The 17,638-nt window shown below is 53.1% G+C and carries 13 protein-coding genes; 1 reads left to right on the top strand and 12 read right to left on the bottom strand.

All coding sequences use genetic code 11. The annotated features are described in order from the left end of the window. Window positions 1-8: 8 nt before the first annotated feature. The 11 genes from IPK01_03585 to IPK01_03535 form a co-directional block, all read right to left on the bottom strand. A complete protein-coding gene (locus IPK01_03585; GenBank protein ID MBK7932578.1) occupies window positions 9-1,514 on the bottom strand; it encodes an FHA domain-containing protein in 1,506 nt (501 codons plus the stop codon). After that, window positions 1,514-1,735, bottom strand: a complete 222-nt coding sequence (locus IPK01_03580; protein MBK7932577.1) for a hypothetical protein — start codon at window positions 1,733-1,735, stop codon at window positions 1,514-1,516. Before IPK01_03580 ends, IPK01_03585 begins: the two co-directional genes overlap by 1 nt. Further along, complete coding sequence (lpxA, locus tag IPK01_03575) at window positions 1,735-2,514, bottom strand: acyl-ACP--UDP-N-acetylglucosamine O-acyltransferase (protein MBK7932576.1); 780 nt, start codon at window positions 2,512-2,514, stop codon at window positions 1,735-1,737. The genes IPK01_03580 and lpxA overlap by 1 nt, the downstream gene beginning before the upstream one ends. Before the next feature lie 7 nt (window positions 2,515-2,521). Next, window positions 2,522-2,824, bottom strand: a complete 303-nt coding sequence (locus IPK01_03570; GenBank protein ID MBK7932575.1) for a hypothetical protein — start codon at window positions 2,822-2,824, stop codon at window positions 2,522-2,524. Between the two features lie 4 nt (window positions 2,825-2,828). Then, window positions 2,829-3,275: a 3-hydroxyacyl-ACP dehydratase FabZ gene (gene fabZ / locus IPK01_03565; GenBank protein MBK7932574.1), complete on the bottom strand. Its 447-nt coding sequence runs from the start codon at window positions 3,273-3,275 to the stop codon at window positions 2,829-2,831. Window positions 3,276-3,370: 95 nt separating this feature from the next. Beyond that, the gene (locus tag IPK01_03560; protein MBK7932573.1) at window positions 3,371-3,967 is read right to left on the bottom strand and encodes an OmpH family outer membrane protein; all 597 of its coding nucleotides are present in this window, start codon (window positions 3,965-3,967) and stop codon (window positions 3,371-3,373) included. A gap of 156 nt (window positions 3,968-4,123) precedes the next feature. Beyond that, window positions 4,124-7,213 carry an outer membrane protein assembly factor BamA gene (gene bamA / locus IPK01_03555; GenBank protein ID MBK7932572.1) on the bottom strand — a complete coding sequence of 1,030 codons (3,090 nt, stop codon included), beginning with the start codon at window positions 7,211-7,213 and terminating at the stop codon, window positions 4,124-4,126. 410 nt (window positions 7,214-7,623) lie between these two features. Next, complete coding sequence (locus tag IPK01_03550) at window positions 7,624-11,190, bottom strand: VCBS repeat-containing protein (GenBank protein MBK7932571.1); 3,567 nt, start codon at window positions 11,188-11,190, stop codon at window positions 7,624-7,626. A gap of 704 nt (window positions 11,191-11,894) precedes the next feature. Next, a complete protein-coding gene (sdhB, locus tag IPK01_03545; GenBank protein ID MBK7932570.1) occupies window positions 11,895-12,695 on the bottom strand; it encodes a succinate dehydrogenase iron-sulfur subunit in 801 nt (266 codons plus the stop codon). Then, on the bottom strand, window positions 12,695-14,485 hold the full coding sequence (gene sdhA / locus IPK01_03540; GenBank protein ID MBK7932569.1) for a succinate dehydrogenase flavoprotein subunit: 1,791 nt from the start codon (window positions 14,483-14,485) through the stop codon (window positions 12,695-12,697). Before sdhA ends, sdhB begins: the two co-directional genes overlap by 1 nt. Before the next feature lie 72 nt (window positions 14,486-14,557). After that, complete coding sequence (locus IPK01_03535) at window positions 14,558-15,274, bottom strand: hypothetical protein (GenBank protein MBK7932568.1); 717 nt, start codon at window positions 15,272-15,274, stop codon at window positions 14,558-14,560. 181 nt (window positions 15,275-15,455) lie between these two features. Between IPK01_03535 and IPK01_03530 the strand changes: the two genes are divergently transcribed. Further along, window positions 15,456-16,340, top strand: a complete 885-nt coding sequence (locus IPK01_03530) for a LysR family transcriptional regulator (protein ID MBK7932567.1) — start codon at window positions 15,456-15,458, stop codon at window positions 16,338-16,340. Here IPK01_03530 and IPK01_03525 read toward each other — a convergent pair. Further along, the gene (locus IPK01_03525) at window positions 16,337-17,626 is read right to left on the bottom strand and encodes an HD domain-containing protein (protein ID MBK7932566.1); all 1,290 of its coding nucleotides are present in this window, start codon (window positions 17,624-17,626) and stop codon (window positions 16,337-16,339) included. The genes IPK01_03530 and IPK01_03525 overlap by 4 nt on opposite strands. Between the last annotated feature and the right edge of the window lie 12 nt (window positions 17,627-17,638).

Raw genomic sequence — 17,638 nt, 5'->3', positions numbered from 1 at the left:
CCATTCTACTACTTTGGCGGCAGTCCGTCCGAATAGATGAACACGTGCCAGCAGGCATTTTCGCCATACTCGATGAGAGCATCGAGTTTGTTCTCATTTTCCATCTGGGCGAGCTTGGCCATTACGTAATTTTGCTCTTCGGCGGTCATGTGCTTGCGGGCGAGGTCAAATGCGCAGCCCGAGGTGTGCGGCGGCAGGGCATTTTCGTCACGGACCTTGAACGAATTAGCATTGGTCGCATTGAGGCCGATCTGGTAATCCATCGATCGCGTGAGCGACGTGACGCGCAGCGGCCGGTTGTATTTGGCGTAATAATGCTCGGCGAGTTCGAGCAGAATGGGCTTTGCTCTCGCATTGAACATACGCAGCAGACGAACGCGAATTTGCTTTCGATGGCTCGGATCGTTCAGATCGTATTTCTGCCCGGCAAGGTTGCCGGCGAGTGTAGACAAGAGTGTGTGCTTCGGATTGCCGGGCGTTAGTTCGGTGCGCACGTTGGGAAATGCGAACGACATGAACACACCGTCACCCGCACTGCCGCCGACGCTGAGATAATAGCTCTTGGCCGCCATTGGCATTTCGATCAATTCCTTTTTTAGTCTCTTTTCGGCGAGGTCGCCGAAATCCAACGGCTGGCGATAGCCGTTCGCTTTCATTTCCGCGAGCTTTCTTTTTTGTTTGATCACACCGTCGCCGAATAGTTCTTTCGGGACATTGAGACCGGCGGGGCGAATGCCCGTCTCGCCGTTTCGCGGTTCGAGTGATTTTGCCTGGCGATCAGCAAGAAAAGCGGCCGTGACATTCAGATCAGCCTCGTCGGTGTTGGCAGATTCGACCTTTACATCGCCAACGGTCGCTGCATCTACTTCCTTTTCTTCTACTTCCCACGAGGCGATAAGGTCGTCGAGGTCCTCTTCGTTCTCGCCGCCGAGCGGATCGATGACACGCATCGGAATGACCTTTGCCGACATCAGCGGCGGCGGCTGTTTTCCATTACTTGCGACCGTCGCTGAATTGTCATATCGCGAAGCAATGAGTATCGCGACGAGAGCCATAAAAATTATGGCGAATGTCATGATCCCCGCGGCTATGACAAGTGTCGGAGGTTTTGTATTCGGAGCGGGAACTGCGGTGTATGGAGTTTGAGTTTCCTGTTTCGGTTGATGCACTGTTTCCGGCACTCGCACACTCTCTACCGGTCGTGTTTCTGTCTTTTCGCCGACGAACTCGACCCTGATCTTTGTCGAACTTCCGATCTTCAGCTCGTCGCCATTACGAAGGATTCGAGGCGGGCCGCTGATCTGATCGCCGTTCAGGAATGTGCCGTTGGTCGAGCCTTCGTCAACAACGAGGATGTCGTCGCCGTCGCGAAAGAATGTCGTATTTTTGCGTGAAAGGCCGCTGTCGGCGAGAACAAGTTGGGAAATATCGGTTCGGCCGATGGTCAATTCTTCATCGAGCGAAACGGTTTGTTCGCCGTCGGGAGTCTCGATGTGCAGTTTGACCTGATCCATTAGTGGTGATGGTCTTCGTCAGTGACCTCTTTGATCTTCGACAGATCTATCAATTTGGAAAAATCGTCAAAGTGAAACATCGACTCGTCATGACAGTGTTCGCAAAAGAAGGTCACGTCTTCGCCGAGGTACATATCTTTCAGATGATAGGCAATAAAACAGCCGTAACACCGCTGAATTCTCTTACCAAATACGACGGCGAGGTCTTTCGTCTCGTTCATTATTTAACAACACCGCGTTTTGAGCTTTCGATAAAAGCGGTCAACATGTCCACTTCTTTACAACCGGCGATCTCAGCCTTGATCCGTTCGACGGCCTGGCTGGTGTTGAGTTTCGCCGACAGCAGGAGGCGAAAGGCGTGGTTGAGTTTTTCGATCGTGTCCTTCGAATAGCCGCGGCGTTTAACGCCTAAACGATTCAGGCCATAGCATTTGGCGTGATTTCCCTGAATGATCGCAAAGGGCATCGCGTCCTTAACGACGACCGAATAACCGCCGATGAACGCCTCATATCCAACGCGGCAGAATTGATGTACGCCCGAATAGGCACCGACGCTTGCCTTATCGGCGATCTCGACATGACCGGCGAGCGTAGCTGCGTTTGCCATGATGATCTCGCTGCCGAGTTGGCAGTCGTGAGCGACGTGTGCCTGTGCCATCAGCAGATTGCCGTCGCCGATGCGTGTAACGCCGCCGCCGCCGCCGGTGCCGCGGTGGATGGTGACAAATTCGCGGATATGATTGCGTTTGCCGATCTCGGTCGAGGTCGGCTCGCCGTTGTATTTGAGGTCCTGCGGAGCGAGGCCGATCGACACGAAAGGGAAGACGTGCGTTTCGTCGCCGATCGAAGTGTGGCCATCGACGACCACATTCGAATCCAACGTCACGCCGTTGCCGAGAGTGACTTCGTCGCCGATCGTACAAAACGGCCCGACGTGGCAGCCATCGCCTATGACCGCTCCGGGCGCAACGATGGCGGTTTCGTGAATAAATGATGACATAGACGCTCTAGTCATTATCGGTGCTGCTGTCGGCGGGATCTTCGACAGCTTCGCTTTCAACGGCCATGCCGGGTTTGGAATTTCGAACTATCAGCCAGGTAAAGATTATCGCAGCCGGGATCGACGCAAAGATACCTATCACCCCGCCGCCGATCGTCGCCACTAAAATGCCGATGATCCCCGTCCGAAGCTGTTTATAAAAATATCCTAACAACAACGGGATCAGACCGAGGACAAAACCAATCCCGGCATTGATGATCGCGGCATATACAATGGCTTGGGGCGTCGACAATTGGATAGGATCAACCATATGTTTATTCCTCCGGACGGTCTGCTATTACTGACATGATTATCGCCTCGGCGGTGATGTTGCCGTCGACCATCGCGACTCCACGCATCTTCTGCATGCGGCTGCCGATCCGCAGGGCGGTGACTTCGAGCGTGAGTGTATCTCCGGGCACGACGGGGCGGCGAAACTTAGCTTCCTGAATGCCGCTGAAGAACGGTATCTTGCTGTCGCGGTTCTCGAATTCACGAAGAGCGAGGATCGCACCGACCTGTGCCAATGCTTCGATCTGCAAAACTCCGGGCATTACCGGAGCCTGCGGGAAATGACCGGCGAAGAAATGCTCGTTGACCGTCACTTGCTTAATGCCGACGATTCGGATCCGCGGCTCAAGCTCGATGATCTTATCGACCAGCAAAAACGGATAACGATGCGGCAATATCTGCTGGATCGCGACTGAATCGTATATTGGCATAATTTCGTCGGCTACAAAACATATTAGCCAAAAGCCGGTAAAATGCAATTTCACCGGCCAATGGCTAGGTAGTTAAGAACTATTTCCGGCTGCTCTTATCTAGGAGTCGTCGCCGTAGCTGCGGTCGCCGGGCGAGCGTTGTAAAAGGTAATAAATTCTTTCGTCACATCGACCTTGCCCGGTATGAAAGCAAGCAGTATCTGCTGCTGGTCAAGCTTTGATGCATCGAGGATCAGATCATAGCCCTTTGACGTGGCAAATTCCTGCATTGCCTTGCCGATGTCCGTAAGGATCGGGCCCATTACTTGCGGTTGACGTTTTTCAAAACGCACCTTGCCGTCTTCCTGCTTACGCTTGATCTGCAGTTCGAGCATCTGATATTCATCAGCCTTAGCCTGTGCAGTGCTTTGATTGACGGGCACAGTACCGGCAGCGATCTGGTCTTGCAAGGTCTTGAGCTCTTTACCAAGCGTTTGATACTTGGTGATCATTGTCTGCAGTTCGGCGTCGAGCGGCTTGAATTCGTTCTCAAGAGCCGTCATGGCATTGGTGTATTTAACGATGCCTTCTTTGCCGTCAAACGCTGCGGTATTGATGACCACAACTTTCATCGACGCGGTCTGTGCCGAAACGGAAACACTCGATATGGCCGCCAGAATTGCGAATACGGCAATTAAACTAAATCTTTTCATTACGTGAATTACTCCTTAAACTTCTATAAAGGCCGAATACGCCGATATTATTATAATTGTTTGAAACTCTAAGTATTAAAACGGTTGCTTATCGTTTCGAAAAACAAACGGCAATAATATATTTTCAATATTTCAAAGTCAAAACTGACCGCTGCTTTAGAATGTGCGTCCGACCGTAAACCTAAACCCGTTTCTCTTGCCCGGCAAGAAAATGCCGGGAAGTTCGGACGTATAGCCCAATTTTGCATTTGGATTGTAATAATAGATCAATCGGAAAGGCACATTGACGATCGGTACCTGAACGCGAAGCTCTATACCGACACTCGCCTTAAAATCCTTAATGCTCGAAAATGCGCTGTCATTGACCTTGAGCAGTGAGTTCTGCTGAACCTCGCCTCGCAAATACAGCTGCTGGATCTGCGGCGAGAGGGTTGTCGGGCAGCCAAAACGGTTGCCGCTGCAAAACTCGCTGATGTAATCGGTCTTGGTCATCACACGCCCGCGATAATACAAGATACTGCCGAAGCTGCTCTCGAGCACAGGTGTATTTATCAATGCAAGTGCGGTCAAACGTCCGGCACCGAGAAATGTGTCGTCCTGCAAAAACTCACTGTTTATCGTCTGAGTGCCGGTCTTACGAAGGTTAAAGACCGAACCTACATCCGCAAAGAGAGCCATCGTCGCCGGCCCGAACAGCGGAATTCGGTATTCGAGGTTTCCGAGTATTTGTGTGTCGCCGCCGATGAACCGGTAGTTTCGTGAAAACAGTGCGGGGTTTGCACCAGCCGCACCGGTGAGCTGGCCGATCGTAGCGATCTCATCGCGGTCACGGTTGGTCAGGCCATGATTGACATTTGCCGTTCCCGCCGCGTTTGTTGCAACAACAACGGCTCGACTCGTGACGTACGTATCAAACGGAGCAACCGGTCCGATCGAACGCGAGTTGTATCCGCGGATATCATTTTCACTGCCAAGGTAATATCTTTCGTAAGCCGGAACTCCGCCGACGAATGAGATCGAATTGGCATTTTGGATCTTGTCCGTGATCGCCCACGATCCGATCGTTCCCGCCATGATCCTGAAAGCAAGAACATCCGGGTTTTTCGATTTCTTTTTACGGATCGGGATGAATTTTGAATACGACAGGTTCGGTTGGTACGTACGTACGTCTCCGCCAAGTCCGGCAAAGCCAAGTGAGACTGACAGTGAACTGCCGCTAAGCGTATCGATGCCGTTCTTTGCCGGCTGACGCGTGTCATATACAAATGACGCGGTGATCTTGCTCGTCAGGATGTTCGGCTGACGATAAATGACCGGAATGCGTGTCGAGGGATCAGCAAGGGCATTCACGGCCGGATCGGTGATGTTTGTCAATGATGCCTGATATGTAAGGCCGACACGCGAAAACTGGGTAAAACGCCGCTTTTTGAAGAACAACTCGGACAACGGTGCCGTCGCAAACACATTTGCACCGTAAGTGCTCTGTGTGAACAGATTGCTCGAGTCGGTCGTTATCGCCGCATTGGGGTCATAGAGCGAATTAAGAAGGTCGGTATTTTGCGTCAGGAACGTTCCTTCGCCGAAGAACTTATAACGGCTCGCAAAGATCGAAACACCGACCGAGATCGGACGATTGCGGAAATAAGGCTCCTGATATGAAAGCTGCAAGGTCTGCTGCCGGTTTCCGACGCCGACGTTGAACGACAGGATCTCACCGCGGCCGGCAAGGTTGTTGGTCGAATACTCAAGCCCGAAGAATGAGCCGCCGACGCCCGAGATGCCGCCGTTGAACGAGATCTGCTGTCGGCCCTTTTCCTTTACCTTGACGATCAGATCGACGTTGCCCTGTTCTTCGTCGGTTCGGATCTCGACATCCTGGTCCTTATCGACCGGATCGAAATACTGAGTCTGGTTGATGCGGGCGACCGATATCTCGAGATAATTCTGATTGTAGATGTCGCCTTCGTTGATCAGGAATTCACGACGCAAAACTCGGTCACGGGTAAACGTGTTTCCGGTAAATTCGAGCCTGCGAAGCGAGAACTGCTTTCCTTCGTCGATCCTGATGATGATATCGACAATGCCCTCAGACGCGTTCGTCGGGTTGTCCTTGAAATCAGGTTCGAACTCGGCATTGTACTGTACGAATCCTTGTCCGCCGTAGACCTTTTTGAGGTCCTCATAGACGGCATCCTGCAGTCGTTTACCGTCAGCGATCTCGCCTTTTTTCAGTCCGACGTATCCCAGGATCTGCTGTTCAGAAAAGATCGAGTTCCCCTCTACCTTCAATTCACCGACACGGAAAATACGGCCCTCGGTAACTGGTACGATGATCTTGAGTGTGTCGTCCTTAGATGTGACAAGCGGGATCGGGAAGTTCTTGAGGATGGGAAATCCGGTACGTTTGTAACCGAGGCCGACTACCTGCGGCTCACCGATACGGGCCTGAAAATAGCCCTTCGAGAACATATACGAACGTACATTTTTCTGCAGGTCGTATTGCAGTTTCTTGAGATCCAGGATATCCATACCCTGGAATCGCACTATGATACCGGTCTCTTTTACCAACTCGAGGGCTTTTCGCAGTTCGCCGTCCTTAAATTTCTCGTTACCCTCGAAATCGATCTCAACGATGCGCGAACGGTAACCTTGCTCTATGTTGAATGTGAGGGCGATCGACGTAGCCGAGACCTCGTCTTCCTGAACGGTTACCTTCGCATTCGGAAAACCTTTCGACGCGAGCATCTCGCGTAAAACGCGTGTCGCGTTACGGGCCTTGACCGGATCGTAAACCGATTCTTTCGAAATGCCGACCCGTTTTTCGCGAAATTCCTTGAGAACGTCCGATTCCTGCAGAGCCTTCATTCCCTTGAACTGCAGATCACGGATGATCGCGAGTTCGCGGACCTCGAAAATAACGTTGACGCCTCCGCGGACGCCTTCTTCGGTCAAAACGCGGGTTGCGGTCTTATCAAAAAAGTTGAGCGAGAGCAGTTCCTTGAGGTCGCGTTCGAGTGCCGCCGGATCGTATGTATCGCCCGGACGTGTCTTGATATAATAGAGCAGATCTTCGTCGCGAAGACGGCGATTACCCTGGATATCCACACTTTCGACTACTTGCTGAGACTTCTTGAAGCTTTCGCCTTTCGCCGTGTTTTTCGCAGTGCTGTCTGTATTGGCTGCGGCCGGAATGGCCATGGCGATCAATGCCAGACAGACAAAGCCTATTGCGCGAAGATTATGCATAAAACCGATTATCCTTGTTATGAGTGCAAATTAAAGAGCTTCGAAAAGCTCTGATATGCCTGAACGTCTTGTTCGAATAGCCAAAAGATCTGGAACAAAACCGGCATTTCAATGTCGGATTTTACGCTATCTATGATTCGCGCCTAACTCCACAGGTTGCCCTCTCACTACCAACTAAACAAACTACGGATTATACAGCGAAAACGCGCAAAAATAAAAGCCGAAACGCCAAAGTCCCGCGCCCAACCGCCCATAAAACGGCGCGCTCGCGTCAATACCTGGAATCCTCCGTACGTAAGCGGCCGGCCCAAACGAACCGGCAAATTAGCCGCAGATCACGTGGACAACACAGATAGAAAATATTTCTGATCTGTGCTATCCGCGTGACCTGCGGCGAATCTTCTTCCGCTTTACCTCACGAACGCACTCGGCAGCGGCACATCGCCTGTTGCCCCGAACTGCTGGATCAGCGTTCCGGCGGTCGAGCGTTGGATGAACCACGTTGAGTTCGAAGGCCTAAAGACGCCCGCGTCCGTCTTGCCGTCGCCGTCGTAATCTCCCGCCACGGGCACGTCGCCCGTCGTGCCGAACGGGAACGCGAAGTACGATAGATCCTCGCTCCGCAGCACATTCCAGAATCCTGTCGAAGGCCGCCAAAATGCGATATCAGCTTTGCCGTCACCCGTGAAATCGCCGGGAACGGCCTTGTCGGTGGACGAACCGAACTGCAATGCGACCACCGCCGCATCCGACGAACGCCTCACCCACCACTCGGCCCCGTTCACACCGACGGGCCTGAAAATGGCAACGTCAGCCTTTCCGTCGCCGTCATAGTCGGCAACCGCCGTCTTATCGCCGGCCGACCCGAACCCGAAAATATCCGTCCCGCCCGTCGACTTATTAATGAACCAAGTCGATGAACTCTCACGAAACACAGCCGGATCCGCCTTCCCATCCCCATCAAAATCCGCCGGCACAGGCACATCCCCCGTCGCCCCAAACGGAAACGCATAAAACGAAAAGTCTTCCGACCGCAAAACAAACCACTGCCCCGTCTCAGGCCGCCAAAACGCCACATCCGTCTTCCCGTCGCCAGTAAAATCAACCGGAGCCAGTCTGTCCGTCGCCGCCCCAAACTGCAACGCCGAATTCCCGCCGGTCGAAGACCTCAACCACCACCACTCGCCCGGCCCGGGACGGTAAATGCCGAGATCTGTCTTGCGATCCCCGTCGAAATCCATGAACGTGCTGACGCAGACGGCCGTAACACTCGCTCCGAAACCGCCGATCGCCACCTTCCCGCCGCTCTCCGACGGTCCCGGACGCAAGATCGCGACGTCCGACATCCCATCACCTTCAAAATCAAACGCCGTTCGATTCGCAAGAGATGTGTCCCCGACGTGTCGCCAAACAACGATATCGTTGCGTGTCCCACTCAAGTGTGAACCGGCAGTCACGATGTTGCCGTCGGCCTGCAGAGTGAGTGCATGTGACTGCTGATGCGAACCGCCAATATCGTTGGTCGCTATCCCGTCAACAGAAAATGTCGAGTCTATGGTTCCGTTATTGTTATAGCGAACAACAAGAGAGTCGCTTTGTGTTGCTGTACTCACCGACGTTCCCGCGGCGACGATCTTGCCGTTAGACTGAACGGCAAGGCTCGCCAGATCGCTCGAGACACTGTTCTGAATCTGAAGAGAAACAACACCATCTTCGTCAAACGAGCCATCAAGTGAACCGTTCGAGGTGTAACGAAGTAGAACGCCTTTTTTGGACGAACAACCGAAGTTGTCGCACTTTGTACCAGATGCAACGATCTTCCCGTCGGACTGTAATTTTATGTCTGAGATCGCTTCGGTGAAGCCGCTTAGTGGTGTGATCACCTTGCCGCCAATCCCGAAACCACAGTCTAGGGCGCCATTGGCGGTGAAACGTAGAACCGCAACGTCGGCATTTGAGTTCACGCCAAAGTTTGTAGCTCCGCCGATAAGAATGCGGCCATCGAGCTGCAATGCAATGGCGAAAGGCACGTCGTTCCCGGTGCCAACATCGGTTCTGGCCACGCCATTCACACCGAAACTGGTATCGTGAGAGCCGTCCGCATTCAGGCGGTACACCGCGAACTCGGCCGTCTGGTTCGAAAGGTTTGGTGCCGTAGCCGCCACGAGTATCTTCCCGTCAGGCTGCAGCACAATATCTTGGGCCGGTCCACCGCCGTCCGTTGAACTGATGGCAGCGTAGCCGTTGTTAGCCCCTCCAAAAGACGTATCGGGCGAACCGTTTGAATTCAATCTAGCGACAAATAAACCGACAATTTCGAAGCCTTCGTAAGTTCCGGCGACTAGGATCTTTCCATCAGGTTGGAGAATGACGGAATTCACTTCCGTAACGTCCGTGTTGGGAACCCTAACACCCGCTATCCCGGGAGCGGTTGGTGAGGAGCCGAATGTCGGATCCAAAGCGCCTTCAGGAGTGTAGCGAATGATGAGGCCAAAGGTGGTCAAAGAGCTGGCTATCCTATTTGCTCCGACAACGATCTTGCCGTCGGATTGGACCGTAACGCTTCGCACACTAGCGTCCCCGCCCGCCTCGTTAAACGGATTTGTGATGATATATCCGAATGTGCCGAAATCGGCCGACGGAATGCCGTCACTGCCGAATCGAGCGATCACGATGTCTTCATCTGACGTGCCGCCTCTTCCTGCGTGGCCGGCAAGTACTATATTGCCATTCGGTTCAACCAGAACACCGCGCGCGACCGACTGGCCACCGCCTTGATAGATCGTCATGAAAATCTTGCCGTCGCCGCTAAAGGTCGTATCCAGAATGCCATCGTTGTTGTAACGCAGGACGGCTATCTCCAAACCGCTGTAACCCGCGGCAATGATCTTTCCGTCCGGCTGGACGGCCACGCCCCATCCCTGCTCATTGCCATTGCCGCTGGTTGGCGTTACGACCCGGCCGTCACCGCTGAAGGCAAGATCGGGCGATCCGTCGCCGTTATAGCGAGCAACAGCAAAACCTCTTGGACCGCCTTCCACACCGTGTCCAACCGCGGTGATTCTGCCGCTTGCTTCGACCGCTATCGCGTTGATCGACTCGTTACTATTGTTTCCACCAAACGTTGTCCGAACCTTACCGCCAATGCCAAATGAGGTGTCCAGTGCACCGTCAGGGTTCAACCGAACAACCGCCCAATCGCGACCAGTAAACGTAAAATCACTCTGCCCCCCGACTACGATCTTGCCGTCAAGCTGAAGTGCTATTGAAGTGGCGAGATCATCAGTGGCAAATCCAGTATTGCCAATCTCAACTGAAACCTTGCCATCGCTATCGAATGTAGTATCGAAAGAACCGTTTTCATTCAGCCTTACAATCGAAAAATCAGTACTGGAGAGGTTCGGCGCGATGTTTCCCGCCGTTACGATCTTTCCATCAGGCTGAATCGCACCTGCGAACGGCGTCCCGGCTGTGCTGTTGGTCAGAATGCCATCACCATCGAACGAAGTGTCGAGAGAGCCATTAGGATTTAGGCGCACTACAGTGAATATCGCACTTGTAGAGGAGGTGACAATCACGATTTTGCCATCGTTCTGAATTGCCACCGCTCGCGCCCCGTCGCTGGCGGTTCCGATATACAATGTTACGACGCCGTCGCCGTCAAAGGAACCGTCGAGCGAACCGTCCGGGTTGTAGCGGACGATCGCCAACCCGTTTATGTTGTTCCGTCCAGCCGCAACTATTTTGCCGTCGCTCTGTCGCGCTATCGCGTGAGCCCTGTCGCCCCCGGGGCTAAGGTTCGTGGTTGTAAACCCGACTGGTCCAAACGCAGGATCGAGATCGCCCGGTAAAGCGAAATGAACTGTCCAGTCGATGTTCGGATCGTAAAACCCCTGTGCTTGGAAGTGTGGATTACTTGAAACAAAGAGCGTTAAGGCGAACAGGACTATTACCTTAAGCGTGGAAGGAAAACGCATAATGGTTATTACCTCGTAAATCACATCGCTTTTAGGTCCAGCTGCGACAAAGTTTGCGGTGCTCTGAATACCCTATCATCTTCCCACAATTCCCTCAATCAACCACTAAGTAACAAAGGAGAAAACGGGCAAACCCCAACCGTCTCCGACCCCGGCGCGCGTTGTATCATGACGCAAAGGGATCGATCGCGGTGATCGGCGATGTCGAAATGATCGTTTTGGTTGTTATCATCCGCGGGCGGCGGGCCGGTTGGGATGTCTGGGCTGATCTTATGCGGATGAGGTGAGGTTTGAGAGCCGGATCTTGTCGATCTCATCGGCTCAGTCAAATGCGTCGTTTTGATCGTTCTCGTCGGAAGGCAGAGAAAGGCACTTGTCGCTCGAAATGGGCTCTGCCAAGTCCAGCGACAGTCTTGATTCGTCCAAAAACGGATTGTCGCTGGGGGTCTTTTTTATTGTCGCTGACCCTGTTTTTTACTGTCGCAAGCCCCCTAAAACACTGTCGCTGGCCCCCTTAAAAACTGTGGCAGAACGCGTTTTTTCGACATTTTCATCAATTTTGTTGATCAAATTGTGGTACGTACCACAATTTGAACTTGAGGTGAAAAATACACATTTGGTTCACCCCCCAAAACGCGCATTTTGGGCAGGAGCGTTTGGAAATATGATAATTTTTGGACGAGTAGATCTTGGCCTGGCGGTTCTTACTTTTTCAACCAGCCGAACAGGGCATTCACTGTTACGTCGCGGTTGGTTTCGTAGATCGCCTTGGTCAGAGGCACGGACATCGGGCAGGCCTGAATGCAGTTCTGTGCGTTGCCGCAATTTGCGATGCCGTCGTCGCCGAGCAAGCCGTTGAGGCGGTCGTCGATATTTGCCTTTCCCGTCGGATGCATATTGAACAAACGGGCCTGAGCGATCGCCTGCGGGCCAATATAGTTGTCGTCGCCATACTGAGGACATGCCTCGAGACAGCAGCCGCAGGTCATACAGCGCGACAGAGCGTAACGCTCCTGCGCGAGTTCGTTGGTGACATGCGGCCCCGGGCCGAGGTCGTATGTGCCGTCGAGTTCGATCCAGGCATCGACCTTTTTGAGATGCTCGAACATTTTCGAGCGATCGACCTTGAGGTCGCGGACGTTAGGGAATTTGGACATCGGAGCAAGCGTCACGGTATGGCCGCATGTCGCGAGCAGCAGATCGTCGATCAACGCCGAGCACGATTGACGCACGCGGCCGTTGATGACCATCGTGCAAATGCCGCAGACCTGTTCGAGACATGACATATCCCAAACCGGCGGCGTGGTCTGTTTGCCCTCGATCGTGACCGGATTTTTACGTATCTCCATCAGCGCCGAGATGACGTTCAGATTCCGCCGGTATTGCAGCTCAAACGTCTCCCAGGTGGCCGGTGCACTTTCTTTCTCACGCCGCTGGATCTTGAATTTGATCGTCGCGGGCGGCGTTTCGAGGCGTTTCTTTTCGATGTGTGCGTGTGTGGTCATTATCCTTTCTTTTTGGCGGACGAATAATCTCTCTTTCTAGGCTCGACCAGCGAAATATCGATCGCTTCGTAACTGAGCACCGGAGCCTCGGCCGAGTATTCGGCGATCGTCGTTTTCATGAAATTTTCATCATCACGTTCCGGAAAATCGGGCTTGTAATGCGCTCCGCGAGATTCGTTCCTATTTAAAGCTCCGAGCGTTATGACACGGGCGAGTTCGAACATATTCGAAAGCTGACGTGCGTGGGGCACAGCCTGTGTCGCCCAAAGGTTCGAATCGTTGATCGAAATGTTCTTGTATCGCTCCTGCAATTCCCGGATCTTGTCGTCAGTAGCCTGCAGCCGGTCGTTGTAACGGACGACCGTTACATTGTCGGTCATTACTTTGCCGAGTTCCTCGTGCAGTTTGTACTGGTTTTCGCCGCCTTCGCTGTGAATGATCGAATCGTTGATCTCCTGCTGGCGGGCGAGTTCGGCAGCGTGAACGCCGTTCGATTCGGACGAACCCCGATCGACATTCTTAGCGTATTCCATCGCTGACGGTGCCGCGACAAAACCACCGTAAACACACGACAGCAGTGAATTTGCACCCAAGCGATTGGCTCCGTGGATCGAGTAATCGCACTCGCCGGCGGCAAATAATCCGGGGATATTTGTCCGCTGTTCAAAATCGACCCAAAGCCCGCCCATCGAATAATGAACGCCCGGGAAGATACGCATCGGCACAAACCGCGGATCGTCGCCGACGAACATCTCGTAGATCTCGAGGATCGCACCGAGCTTTTCAGTAAGCACTTCGGCCGGAATATGCGTCAGATCGAGATAGACCTGATTTTCGCCGCCGACACCGCTGCCTTCGAGGCAGACCTGAAAGATCTCTCGCGTCGCGATATCTCGCGGAACGAGATTGCCGTATGCCGGATACTTTTCTTCGAGGAAATAACGGCGCTCCGACTCAGGAATTTCCTTCGGCTTGCGAGCGTCCATCGGATCACGCGGCACCCAAACGCGTCCCCCTTCGCCGCGGGCCGACTCTGACATAAGCCGAAGTTTGTCTTCGCCGGGAATTGAGGTCGGGTGAACCTGAATGAATTCACCATTGGCGTATCGTGCCCCCTGCACATAACACGCCGCCGCTGCACTGCCGGTACACGTCTGCGAATTGGTCGATTTACCAAACACCATGCCCGGGCCGCCGGTCGCCATGATCACGGCGTCTGCCGCAAACGATCTGAGCTCAAGCGTTTGCAGGTTCATTGCGATCAGGCCGCGGCAGACCTGGTGGTCATCGAGAACGAGCGAGAGCATTTCCCAGCCTTCCCATTTTGTGACCTTCTTTTCGACTTCCCAGCGGCGAACTTGTTCGTCGAGCGCGTAAAGCAGCTGCTGGCCGGTCGATGCACCCGAGAAAGCCGTGCGGTGATGCAAAGTCCCGCCAAAGCGGCGAAAATCCATCAACCCTTCTTTCGTTCGCGAAAACGGCACACCCATTCGGTCGAACAAATAAATGATCTCTGGTGCCATGTCGGTCATCCGTTTGACCGGCGGCTGGTTGGCGAGAAAATCGCCGCCATAGACCGTGTCGTCGAGGTGCTTTGCCGGCGAATCGCCTTCGCCTTTGGTATTGACGGCTCCGTTGATACCGCCCTGGGCACAGACCGAGTGTGAACGTTTTACCGGCACCACCGAGATCAGATCGACATCGTGACCGGCCTCCGCGATCTTCATCGCTGCGGCAAGGCCTGCCAGGCCGCCGCCGACGATCGCAATCTTCATTGAACTTGTTGCCATATTTAACTCTTTTCGAGTTTCAACCAAACTTGGTTTCAAAAGTGCCGGTCCTGTTGTGTCGCGGACGTAAGACTAGAATTTTACAGGACCGCCCGGAGCAGGTTTCTTCGTTTCTTCGCAAAATGCCTTTGGAAACAAACCACATGGCCTGACGAATGAGACCGCTGCGTTAATGCCTACAAATGAGAGCATCAACGCCAGCCCTGCACACGCAATGAGTGTCGCTTTCTGAGCTTTTTCACCGATTACCAGGCCCCAATCGACCGCGAATAAGAAGAATCCGTAGGCAAGATGCCAGGCGGTTGCCAGAACGCCCAAAATATAGATGATCAGCACCCAAGTGATCTGGAATTCTCGTGAAACGATCGCAAACGCCTGCTCGGCGTTGCCCGCGACCGGAATCGGGTTAAGCCCCGGAACCAGTCCAAACCTCAAATTCAGAACATGGAACAGTATAAATACGAACAGAAAGATGCCCGTGGCTCGCTGTAAAACGTAAAACCAATTGCGGCCGTAACCGTAGCTCAGAGCATTCGGTTTTGATTCTGACGAGATGATCACGCCATAGACCGAATGAAAGAGCAGCGGCACAAAAATTCCGAATATCTCTATGAGCAGCAGATACGGAATATCGTGGATCTCTCTTACCGCCTTGTTAAAGCTAGCTTCGCCGTTCATCGCCTTTGAGTTCGTGAACATGTGGACGAAGAAAAATACCCCAAGCGGCACGATGCCCGTTATCTGGTGAAGCTTTCTTAAAAGAAAGGTGTTAGAAAATTTGATCGCCATCTACGAGAATGTTGGTCCTTAGATCTAAACTTGCCCAAGTGAATGAATGAATTTTAATTCCAAATCTCAGATTCGGCAATGTTCTGCATCTGCTATTTATACTATGCCGAATATTAGATAAGATAAAATGAAAAATGTAATCGCGATTAAATAGAAATGCTAATGAGAGATAAAAGCTAAAATGCACATAGAAACACTCAAAGTATTTTGCGACCTCGTCGATCTCGAGAGCTTTTCGCTTGCCGCCGAACGAAATTTCATTACCCAATCGGCCGTCAGTCAGCAAATACGAACACTCGAGGACAAATTCAAACGCCGCCTGCTCGAACGCGTCCGCGGCCGCCGCGAGGTCAAACTCACGCCCGCCGGCGATGTCTTTTACAAAGAATCGAAGAAAGTGCTCGCTGCCTACGATGAAATGCAAGAGTCGCTGCGCGGTATCGTCGGTAAGATCGGCGGTACCGTAAAGGTGGCGACCGTATACAGTGTCGGCCTCCACGAATTGCCCGTAAAGGTTCGTGAATTTATGACGAAGTTTCCGGCCGCCAAGATCGATCTCGAATATTCGCGTACGACGAGGGTCGTTCGCGATGTGCTGAGCGGCACGGTCGAACTAGGCGTGCTCGCCTTTCCCGAACCACGCCGGGGGCTAACGATCGTTCCGATGCCGGACAATCGCTTGGTTCTGATCGCGCCGCCCGATCACAAATTCGCGACACGAAAGAAGGTAAAAGTCACTGATCTGAATGGCGAGGATTTTGTGCTGTTCGAACGCGACGTGCCAACAAGAAAGGCGATGGACAAGATATTTAAGGAAAATGCTGTCGAGGTCAAAAAGGTAGCTGAGTTCGACAATATCGAAACCATCAAACGAGCCGTTGAGGTCGGATTTGGACTCGCCATCGTCCCCGAGACCGCCGTAACCGAGGCAAAACGTGCGGGCACACTTGCCGTCGTCGAACTAGCCGAAAAATATTGGGTCCGCTCGGTTGGCGTTATTCACCGCTCCGATCGAAATCTGTCGCTCGCGGCTAAGAAGTTTGTGCAATTATTAGAAACTAACTAGAGCAAAGGCCGATCTTCGGTTCCTGCATCAGCATTTATATAGGTCAGAGTCGAGGTCGGAGCCATTTCATTCAGTGTGCGGCGAATAGCCGGGACGATGCCCTCGGCCTCCATATATTCGCGGCCGAGCAGGCGGCGGAAACGTTTTTCCTTGGTGTCGCCAGTCAGCTCTTTTAACATTCCTCGCAAAAACGCTGTAACCAATTCCGGAGCGAATTGCTTGCCCGCATTTCGCTGCAGATCTTCTACGACGTCGGCGGCCGGGCGTCTAGCCTTGTACGGTCGGTCGGTCGTCATCGCGTCGAACGAATCAGCTAAGTTTACTATTTTCGCGATATACGGTATTTCCCGATCGTACAAACCGTCGGGATAGCCGCGTCCGTCGAGGCGTTCGTGGTGATATTTTGCCGCAAGCGGAACGTTTGCGTACGGATGATGGATCGGCATGAGAATGTCGTAGCCGACACCTGGATGCTTGTTGAGCTCGGCCGATTCTTTGGCGTTAATACGGTACGGTGCGTTGATTATCTTGCGCTCGACCGTCAACTTGCCGACGTCGTGAAGATAACCTGCGACTGCCGCACCCTCGATCTCGGGCGTTCCCCATTCGAGTTCGGTCGCGATGATCTCAGAATATTTGCCGACACGGACCGAATGGCCCTCGGTGTACTTGTCTTTACAATCGATGGCGGTCGCGAACGCCTTGACCGTATCGTTATAGGTCGTTCGCATATCGTCGACAAGTTTCCGGTTTTCTTCCGAGTGGCGTTCGATCTCTGCCATGAGATTGCGCTGTGCGATAGCGACGCCGATGTGCCGGCCCATTGCGCAGATGATCTCTTTTTCGTAGCTCGAATACGGCTCGTCCGTCGCCTTTTCACCCAAAAACACGGCACCTACGATCTCATCACGAACGATCAGCGGCAGCAGCAGCTCGATGCGTTTTCGGGTAAAACTCTCGTCGTACACCTGAAAGAACGGGAGAACCTTCGCCTGCGAGGTCTCGATCGGATTGAGGCCGTTGGTCAAAAATTGACGCTCGTCCTCCATACATAGGGACAAACTGAGCGGGAAATCGTCACCAAGCCCGCGAACTGCCAGCATATTCAGCTCATGCCCGAACCGCGAATACCGAGCGACACCGCCGCGCATTATCCCCAGTGCACCGGAGATCAGGTGCAGCGACGTGCGGATCGTTTCCTGAAAATTGTTCTTATTCGCAACTTCCTGGCCCAATTCTGAAAGTGCGCCAAACGCGTGTATCAACTTGTGTCGTTGTTCGATCATTGTATTCGTTCG

The organism is Acidobacteriota bacterium (genome assembly GCA_016713675.1).
GTDB lineage: Bacteria > Acidobacteriota > Blastocatellia > Pyrinomonadales > Pyrinomonadaceae > OLB17.
Note: the sequence above shows the minus strand (reverse complement) of the source record. Positions and strands in the feature narration are given on the sequence as shown.

Coding starts and splice junctions, on each gene's coding strand:
- IPK01_03585 (MBK7932578.1), bottom strand. CDS start 1,514: ATGGATCAGGTCAAACTGCACATCGAGACTCCCGACGGCGAACAAACC.
- IPK01_03580 (MBK7932577.1), bottom strand. CDS start 1,735: ATGAACGAGACGAAAGACCTCGCCGTCGTATTTGGTAAGAGAATTCAG.
- lpxA (MBK7932576.1), bottom strand. CDS start 2,514: ATGTCATCATTTATTCACGAAACCGCCATCGTTGCGCCCGGAGCGGTC.
- IPK01_03570 (MBK7932575.1), bottom strand. CDS start 2,824: ATGGTTGATCCTATCCAATTGTCGACGCCCCAAGCCATTGTATATGCC.
- fabZ (MBK7932574.1), bottom strand. CDS start 3,275: ATGCCAATATACGATTCAGTCGCGATCCAGCAGATATTGCCGCATCGT.
- IPK01_03560 (MBK7932573.1), bottom strand. CDS start 3,967: ATGAAAAGATTTAGTTTAATTGCCGTATTCGCAATTCTGGCGGCCATA.
- bamA (MBK7932572.1), bottom strand. CDS start 7,213: ATGCATAATCTTCGCGCAATAGGCTTTGTCTGTCTGGCATTGATCGCC.
- IPK01_03550 (MBK7932571.1), bottom strand. CDS start 11,190: ATGCGTTTTCCTTCCACGCTTAAGGTAATAGTCCTGTTCGCCTTAACG.
- sdhB (MBK7932570.1), bottom strand. CDS start 12,695: ATGACCACACACGCACACATCGAAAAGAAACGCCTCGAAACGCCGCCC.
- sdhA (MBK7932569.1), bottom strand. CDS start 14,485: ATGGCAACAAGTTCAATGAAGATTGCGATCGTCGGCGGCGGCCTGGCA.
- IPK01_03535 (MBK7932568.1), bottom strand. CDS start 15,274: ATGGCGATCAAATTTTCTAACACCTTTCTTTTAAGAAAGCTTCACCAG.
- IPK01_03530 (MBK7932567.1), top strand. CDS start 15,456: ATGCACATAGAAACACTCAAAGTATTTTGCGACCTCGTCGATCTCGAG.
- IPK01_03525 (MBK7932566.1), bottom strand. CDS start 17,626: ATGATCGAACAACGACACAAGTTGATACACGCGTTTGGCGCACTTTCA.